Source organism: Nocardia sp. NPDC060220, assembly GCF_042727815.1.
In the GTDB taxonomy this organism is placed as follows: Bacteria; Actinomycetota; Actinomycetes; order Mycobacteriales; family Mycobacteriaceae; genus Nocardia.
Map to the genome: position 1 here is coordinate 1 of NZ_JBHWZY010000305.1, position 7,342 is coordinate 7,342.

Genomic DNA, 7,342 nt, shown 5'->3' on the forward strand with positions numbered 1-7,342 from the left:
CACCCTCGGCCTTGGGATCGGCCTTGAGGAAGCTACCGGTGCCGGGCTTGCCCGCCGAACCGAGCTTGTTCATCTTCTTGGGCACCGGGGCGCCCTGGTATTCCAGCGGGATGGCGTGGCCGTGTGCGTCGACCCCGCCCAGCGGCTGGTGCACCTCGATGTACTCGCCGTGCGGCAGACGCTTGATCACACCGGTCTCGATACCGTGCTCGAGCACCGCCCGGTCACTGCGCTGCAGACCGATGCAGAACCGGTACGTCACGAAGTACGCGATCGGCGGCAGCAGCAGCACGCCGATACGACCGATCCAGGTGGTCGCGTTCAGCGAGATGTCGAACTTCAGCGCGATGATGTCGTTGACACACGAGAGCGTGAGCACCACGTAGAACGCGATCGCCATGGCACCGATTGCGGTACGCACCGGCACGTCGCGCGGACGCTGGAGCAGGTTGTGATGCGCCGAGTGGTCGTTGGTGAGGCGCTTCTCGATCCACGGGTAGGCGATCAGCAGCGTGAACACCAGGCCCATGATGAGCGCGACCCAGACCACGGCCGGGACCGTGTAGCGACCGAGGTAGAGCTCCCACGGCGGCATCAGACGCGCCAAACCGTCGGTCCACATCATGTAGAAGTCGGGCTGTGAACCCGCCGAGACCTGAGAGGGGTTGTACGGGCCCAGGTTCCAGATCGGGTTGATCTGCAGGACACCGCCCATGATGCCGACGATGCCGAGGGTGAACGCGAAGAACGCACCCTGGTCGGCGGCGAACACCGGGATGATGCGCGCGCCGACGACGTTGTGCTCGGTGCGGGCCGGTCCGGGGAACTGGGTGTGCTTCTGGTACCAGACCAGCGCGACGTGCGCGCCGATCAACGCCAGGATGATGCCGGGCAGCAGCAGCACGTGCGCGATGTAGAGGCGCGGGATGATGATGTCGCCGGGGAAGTCGCCGCCGAACATCAGCCAGTGCATCCAGGTACCGATGACCGGCAGGCTCATGGTGATACCGCCGAACGCGGCACGCAGGCCGGTGCCCGAGAGCAGATCGTCGGGCAGCGAGTAGCCGAAGAAGCCCTCGAACATCGCCAGGATCAGCAGCAGCGAGCCGATCACCCAGTTCGCCTCACGCGGCTTGCGGAACGCGCCGGTGAAGAAGATGCGGAACAGGTGGATGATGATCGACGCCGCGAACAGCAGGGCCGCCCAGTGGTGGATCTGCCGGACGAACAGACCGCCGCGCACCTCGAAGGAGATGTTCAGCGCGGTCTCGTAGGCCCGCGACATGCCGACGCCGCGCAGCGGCTGGTAGGCGCCGTCGTAGACCACGTGGGTCATCGACGGGTCGAAGAACAGCGTCAGGTACACACCCGACAGCAGCAGGATGATGAACGCGTAGAGCGCGATCTCACCCAGCAGGAACGACCAGTGGGTCGGGAAGACCTTGTTGATCGAACGCTTCATGAACGCGGCGGCGCGGTACCGCTCGTCCATCTCATTTGCCTGATTGGCCACAACGCTCATGAACGACGCTCCCAGAAGGCCGGGCCGAGCGGCTCGATGAAGTCGCCCGCGGCGACCAAATAGCCCTCGGAGTTGACGGTGATCGGCAGCTGAGGCAGTGCGCGGGCGGCAGGACCGAAGACCGGCTTTGCCCACTCGGTCGCGAGGAACTGCGACTGGTGGCAGGGGCACAGGATCCGGTTGGTCTGCTGCTCGAACAGCGAGGTGGGGCAGCCGAGATGGGTGCAGATCTTCGAGTAGGCGAAGTAGTCGCCGAAGTTGAAGCTCTCCTGGCCCTTGCGCTTGATCGCCTTCTCGGCGTCTTCGGTGCGCAACCGGATCATCATGACCGCGTTGCGGATACCGCGCAGCGACTCGAGCGTGGCGTGCTCATCGCCGCGCCACTTCTCTTTCCACGGGAACACGGTTTCCATCGAGCCGGCGTCCAGGTCTTCGGGACGCACCAGCACGATGTCGCCGGGGCGACCGGTGTCGCGGCGGATGTAGACGGTCTCGCCCGGGTAGTCCGGGGTCCAGCCCGAGACCCACAGCGGCGACTTGTCGCCCTTGGCCCACGGGTTCTTCACCATGCCGCCGACGAACACCAGCAGTGCGCCGATACCGAGCACACCGACACCGGCGCCCGCGGTACCGAGCATCATCTTGCGACGACCCAGGGTGGAGGTGTCGAGCGCGTCCTGCAGCTCGGCCGCCAGGGTGCGCCGCTCGACCTCGTCGGAGGGGCCGTCGTGGCGCTGCTGGATCGAGATCTCGGCGGGGATGAACCGCTTGCGGATCAGCACCACGGCGACACCGATGACCAGCACCGAGATGCCGAAGGTCAGGCCGACGAGCGGGGTGAACAGCGAGTAGGCGCTGTGGCCCTCGTCGCCGTAGCCCTTCCACTCCCACGGCCAGAACAGGAAGACACCGATGAGCGCGGCGGCGGCGAGGCCGGAGATGGCGAACCAGAACGTGACCGCACGTTCGGCGCGCTTCTCGGCCTTGGTGCCCGGCACCGGCCACCGCTCGTTGCGGTAGACGACATCGACGTCGTCGCGATTGGTGCCGAGCTCGACCAGCTCGTCACGCGACATCGCGTCCAGTTCGTCTTCGGTGGGTTCGCGACCCATGTCGCTGTGCTCCTGTCCACTCATGGCTGCATCCAATTCGTCATGCTCGGGCACGCTGCGTGATTACGCTGCGCTGCCGCCTCCGCGCACTGACCGATCATGACCGCGATCCGATCCACATCGCGGCGCCGACCACGGCGGTGATGCCGATGACCCAGATCGCCAAACCTTCGGTCGCCGGACCGAACCCGCCGAGATCCCAGCCGCCGGGCGACTTCTCCTCGGCGGAGTTCTTGACGTAGGCGACGATGTCGCGCTTCTCCTCCGACGTCAGCTGCCGGTCGGAGAACTTGGGCATGTTCTGCGGGCCGGTGACCATCGCCTGGTAGATCTGCTGCTCACTGGCCTCGGCCAGCGGCGGCGCGAACTTACCGCCGGAGAGCGCGCCACCGCGACCGGTGAAGTTGTGGCAGGAGGCGCAGTTCATGCGGAACAGCTCCGAGCCACGGGCGATGTCGTCGCCGCGCAGCGACTCCTGGGCGATCTCACCGTTGGCGTCGCGGATCACCGAGGGGCCACCGCCGTTGGCGGCGACGTACGCGCCGAGCGCGTCGGTCTGGTGCGCGTCGAACTTCTCCGGCTTGCGCAGCGCCTGGGCGCCGTTGGCGGCCATCGGCATGCGGCCGGAGGAGACCTGGAAGTAGACCGCGGCCTCGCCGACGCCGATCAGGCTCGGACCACGGTCGGCGACACCCTGCAGGTTCGCGCCGTGGCACGTGACGCAGGAAGTGTCGTAGAGCTGCTTGCCCTCGCGGATGAGCGCGGACTGGTCCTCGTGCGCGGTCGCGACCTGCGCCTGCGGGGTGAGCGCGGTCGCCAGGAAGCCGGCTCCGACCAAGCCGATCATCAGCGCGAGAGCACCCGCGATACGACGACGGGCGCGGCGCTGCTTACGCGCCTTGGCGGCCTGTGCGTCCTGCCCGGCGCCGGGGCCGGCGGGCTCTGGGGCCGACGGGGGAGATGAACTCATCTGTGTCCCTTTGGAGTAGACGGAACCGACTTGTGCAAATGCTGTGCGCGCCGCGCGCTATCGGACGAAGTAGATCGTGGCGAACAGCCCGATCCAGACGATGTCGACGAAGTGCCAGTAGTACGACACCACGATCGCGGCGGTGGCCTGGGCGGGGGTGAACTTGCTCAGCGTGGTGCGGACGAGCAGGAACACGAACGCGATCAGACCGCCGATCACGTGCAGACCGTGGAAGCCGGTGGTGATGTAGAAAACCGAGCCGTACGAGCTGCCGGCGATCGAAGTTCCCTCCTCCACCAGGTGGTAGTACTCGTAGCCCTGCCCGGCGACGAAGAACGCGCCCATCAGCAGGGTGATGCTGTACCAGCGACGAAGGCCGAACACGTCGCCCTTCTCCGCCGCGAACACACCCATCTGGCAGGTGAACGAGGACGCGATCAGCACGGCCGTCACCGGAATCGCGAGCTTCATGTTCAGCTCGGTCGGCTCCGGGGGCCAGTTCCCGTGCGCCTGCGCGCGAGCAACGAAGTACATGGCGAACAGCCCGGCGAAGAACATCAGCTCGCTCGACAGCCAGATGATGGTTCCGACGCTGACCATGTTGGGCCGGTTCAGCGAATGCACACGCTGAGTAATGGCCGATCCTGGGGTGCCTACTGCGGTCGTCACGGGGTAAGTATGACTCTTCGTAGTACGACACATGTACCCGGGTACGAAAGTTTGTGGCGCCAGTCGGAAAACCCACGCACAGAGGGGGTCTACGACTTCCGTCGGCGTGTTGGCGACGACCGCGCGACAACTCATTGTGACAGCGTTGGATGTGGATAGGCTGAGACGAGGAGGCGGCGATGGTCGTGGTGCGGATGTGGCGGCGGCTGTTCGGTGGGTCGGCGCGGGAGTTGGACCCGGGGCGCGACGATCTTGTGGTGGTCGCGTCGAGTTTCGACGATGTCGAGGCTTGTTCGACCGCGCTGGATCGGGCGAGCGAGCTGGATCGGGAGGCCGATGCGGTGTTGCGCCACCATCTGCGGCTGCCCGCCGGGCAGATCGAGGCCGCGTGCGAGATCGCCGGGTATGACGGATACGAACGCGCCGAGCCCGCCGCGCCGGCCGCGGACCTGGTCCCGATCATCCTGCAGCGGGTGCAACGGCTCGATCCGCTGACCTGCTCGCAGGAACGCTCGCGGATGGCCGGGCTCGCCCAGCGCCACGACGGCGTCGCCGACGGCTGGGACGCGCTGCAACCCCCGCGCACCGCCCCGTAAACTTTGCCCGACGGCGCAAAAGACCTTGCGCCACCTCCGCGCGCCCGATCTACAGTGGCGCAACGGTGTCGTCGAAGGAGAAGCAGAGCAGATGAGCGTGCGCAGCTGGGCCCAGGTGCTCGGAACCCTCGCCGACGGTGGCGACCTGGCCGCGGACGACACCACCTGGGTGATCGACGAGATCTTCACCGACAACGCCACCGCCGCCCAGATCGCGGCGTTCGGCGTCGCCATGAAGATCAAGGGCCCCACGCCGACCGAGCTGGCGGGCATGGTGGCCGGGATGCTCGGGCACGCGCGGCTGGTTCACGTCGACGGCGACGCGGTCGATGTCGTCGGCACCGGCGGCGATCGTTCGGGGTCGGTGAACATCTCGACCATGTCCGCGGTGGTCGTGGCCGCGGCCGGGGTCCCCGTGGTCAAGCACGGGAACCGGGCGGCGTCGTCGAAGTCCGGTGGTGCCGATGTGCTCGAAGCGCTGGGTGTGAAGCTCGCGCTCGGACCCGGGTCGGTGGCGCGATCGGTGCGCGAGGCGGGGATCGGGTTCTGTTTCGCGCCGCTGTTCCACTCCGGGCTCCGTTTCGCCGGGGCGGCGCGCAAGGAGATCGGCATTCCGACCGTGTTCAACGTGTTGGGCCCGCTGACCAATCCGGCCCAGCCGCGCGCCGGGCTGATCGGGTGCGCGTTCGCCGATCTCGCGCCCGTGATCGCCGGGGTGTTCGAGGCGCGTGGGTCGAGTGCGCTGGTCGTGCGCGGGCGTGACGGGCTCGACGAGATCACCACTTCGGATCTGACCGACGTGTGGGTGGTCAGTGGCGGGCGGATCCGTCGAACGCTGATCGATCCGACGCGGCTCGGCATCGCGAGGGTGGACCTGGACGACCTGCGTGGCGGGGATGCCGAGGTCAACGCCCAGGTCGCGCGCGATGTCTTCGCGGGAACGGCCGGACCTGTCCGTGACGCGGTGCTGTTGAACTCGGCCGCGGCGATCGTGGCTTACGACCTCTCGCGCGGGGTCGGCGATGTCGATCTCGACCTGGACGCGGCGCTGACCGACGGGCTCGAGCGCGCCGCCGCCGCGGTGGACAGCGGGGCGGCGGCGAAGCTGCTGCAGAGCTGGGCCGAACTCACCAGGACGCTCGACGAGAACTGACCCCGAAGGCTCACTCCCCCAGCGAGAATCCGGCTTCCACGTCGGCGCTGGAATAGGACTTGAACGCGATGTGGGTGGTGGTGCGGACCACGCCGTCCACCTTGTCGATGCCCGCGGTGACCACTTCGGCGATGCGCGCGTGGTCGCGCACGCGCACGATCGCGATCAGGTCCACGTCACCGGCGCAGGAGTACACCTCGGCGACTCCTTCGGTGTCGGCGAGGGCCTGCGCGGTCTCGGGGATGCGAGAGTTCTGCGCCTGGATCATCACGATCGCGGTAATCATGGGATCACTCTAGAACTTCGGGCCGCTCGGTGGCCGCTTTGAACCGACGCATCAGGTCATAGCTCTTCACCCCGGGCGCCGTTTCCACCGAACTGGACACGTCCACGCCATAGGGACGGTGCCGAGCGATCACATCGGCGACGTTGTCGGGGTCCAGGCCGCCCGCCAGCACCACCCGACCCGGTTGCGCGCGGACCCAATCGGGGAATTCCTCGAACACACCGGAGCCCGCGCTGGCGTCGTAGAAGAAGTATTCGCTGGTCTGACCCGGTTCCGGCGGGCTCGAGGAGCAGAAGGCCAGGTTCGGCAGGTCGGTCCACTCATAGAGCTGCACGACGTCGAACGCCTCCGATACCTCGGCGACCTCGCTCGCCTCGAGGGCGACGGCGAAGGTGGTGATGCGACCACGTGCGTAGCCGGCGAGCGCGCGTGCCTGTTCGGGGGTGCGGTAGCGCTTGCTCTTCGTCGTCACCATGACGCCGATCGCGGAGTACCCGAGCTCGATCGCCCAGTCGATCTGTTCCTCGGTGGTCAGACCGCACACCTTCACGAACATTCGCCGCTGCTCCTTGTCCTCGGGCCCCGCCACGGTGCACGGAGTCGTCGTCCATGATCCAGGACGGGTTGTTCTCGCCTGCCTCGGCCGCCCCGGTGTGGCTCGTCAGCGTTCGGCCAGATACTCCTCCTGTTCGCTCCTGGTGGTCGCGGCCGTGCGCGCGAGCTGCGCCCAGCCCACCCAGCGCGCCGCACCGTGCAGCGGTTCGTGGTACCCGTCGCTGGTCCGCACGATCCGCGCGCCGGGTTTGGCAAGCCAGCGAGCGATGACGCCGACTTCCTCCGGCGGGGCTCCGCGCAGGGGTGGGATGCGGTCGCCGAGGTCGACGACCGCACCGTCGAGGGAGAACGCCACTTCCGGCGCATTCACCCGATCGGACTCAGCTGCCGAACGCTGGTTCCCGCTACCCGGCGACGCGATGCCCAGGTCGGGGATCACTGTTTCGGCGGCGGCGACGATCTGATCGACAACGGCCATC

General features: G+C 67.4%; 8 protein-coding genes and 1 pseudogene. 2 read left to right on the forward strand and 7 right to left on the reverse strand.

What is annotated here, in order from left to right; translation table 11 throughout:
- The 4 genes from ACFWF3_RS17335 to ACFWF3_RS17350 all read right to left on the reverse strand — a co-directional run.
- A partial coding sequence (locus ACFWF3_RS17335) for a cytochrome bc complex cytochrome b subunit (RefSeq protein WP_379314448.1) occupies positions 1–1,522 on the reverse strand: 1,522 nt, incomplete at its 3' end.
- Positions 1,519–2,658: a ubiquinol-cytochrome c reductase iron-sulfur subunit gene (locus ACFWF3_RS17340; RefSeq protein ID WP_378992547.1), complete on the reverse strand. Its 1,140-nt coding sequence runs from the start codon at positions 2,656–2,658 to the stop codon at positions 1,519–1,521. The genes ACFWF3_RS17335 and ACFWF3_RS17340, both read right to left, overlap by 4 nt.
- A 73-nt stretch (positions 2,659–2,731) precedes the next feature.
- A complete protein-coding gene (locus ACFWF3_RS17345; RefSeq protein ID WP_379226564.1) occupies positions 2,732–3,604 on the reverse strand; it encodes a c-type cytochrome in 873 nt (290 codons plus the stop codon).
- A 57-nt stretch (positions 3,605–3,661) separates the two neighbouring features.
- The gene (locus tag ACFWF3_RS17350; RefSeq protein WP_378712418.1) at positions 3,662–4,273 is read right to left on the reverse strand and encodes a heme-copper oxidase subunit III; all 612 of its coding nucleotides are present in this window, start codon (positions 4,271–4,273) and stop codon (positions 3,662–3,664) included.
- A 179-nt stretch (positions 4,274–4,452) separates the two neighbouring features.
- Between ACFWF3_RS17350 and ACFWF3_RS17355 the strand changes: the two genes are divergently transcribed.
- Positions 4,453–4,869 carry a hypothetical protein gene (locus tag ACFWF3_RS17355; protein ID WP_378992545.1) on the forward strand — a complete coding sequence of 139 codons (417 nt, stop codon included), beginning with the start codon at positions 4,453–4,455 and terminating at the stop codon, positions 4,867–4,869.
- A gap of 91 nt (positions 4,870–4,960) precedes the next feature.
- Positions 4,961–6,022 (forward strand): anthranilate phosphoribosyltransferase, encoded by a 1,062-nt coding sequence (trpD, locus tag ACFWF3_RS17360; RefSeq protein ID WP_378992544.1) that lies wholly within the window; start codon positions 4,961–4,963, stop codon positions 6,020–6,022.
- A gap of 10 nt (positions 6,023–6,032) precedes the next feature.
- On the opposite strand, the gene ACFWF3_RS17365 is transcribed toward trpD, so the two are convergent.
- From ACFWF3_RS17365 to ACFWF3_RS17375, 3 genes and pseudogenes are all read right to left on the reverse strand, one after another.
- Entirely contained in the window at positions 6,033–6,308 is a 276-nt protein-coding gene (locus ACFWF3_RS17365) for an Lrp/AsnC family transcriptional regulator (protein ID WP_101463603.1), read from the reverse strand.
- Between the two features lie 4 nt (positions 6,309–6,312).
- Positions 6,313–6,864, reverse strand: a complete 552-nt coding sequence (locus tag ACFWF3_RS17370; protein ID WP_379314449.1) for a hypothetical protein — start codon at positions 6,862–6,864, stop codon at positions 6,313–6,315.
- Positions 6,865–6,969: 105 nt separating this feature from the next.
- Positions 6,970–7,342 (reverse strand): annotated as a pseudogene (locus ACFWF3_RS17375) (hypothetical protein); the annotation flags it as partial.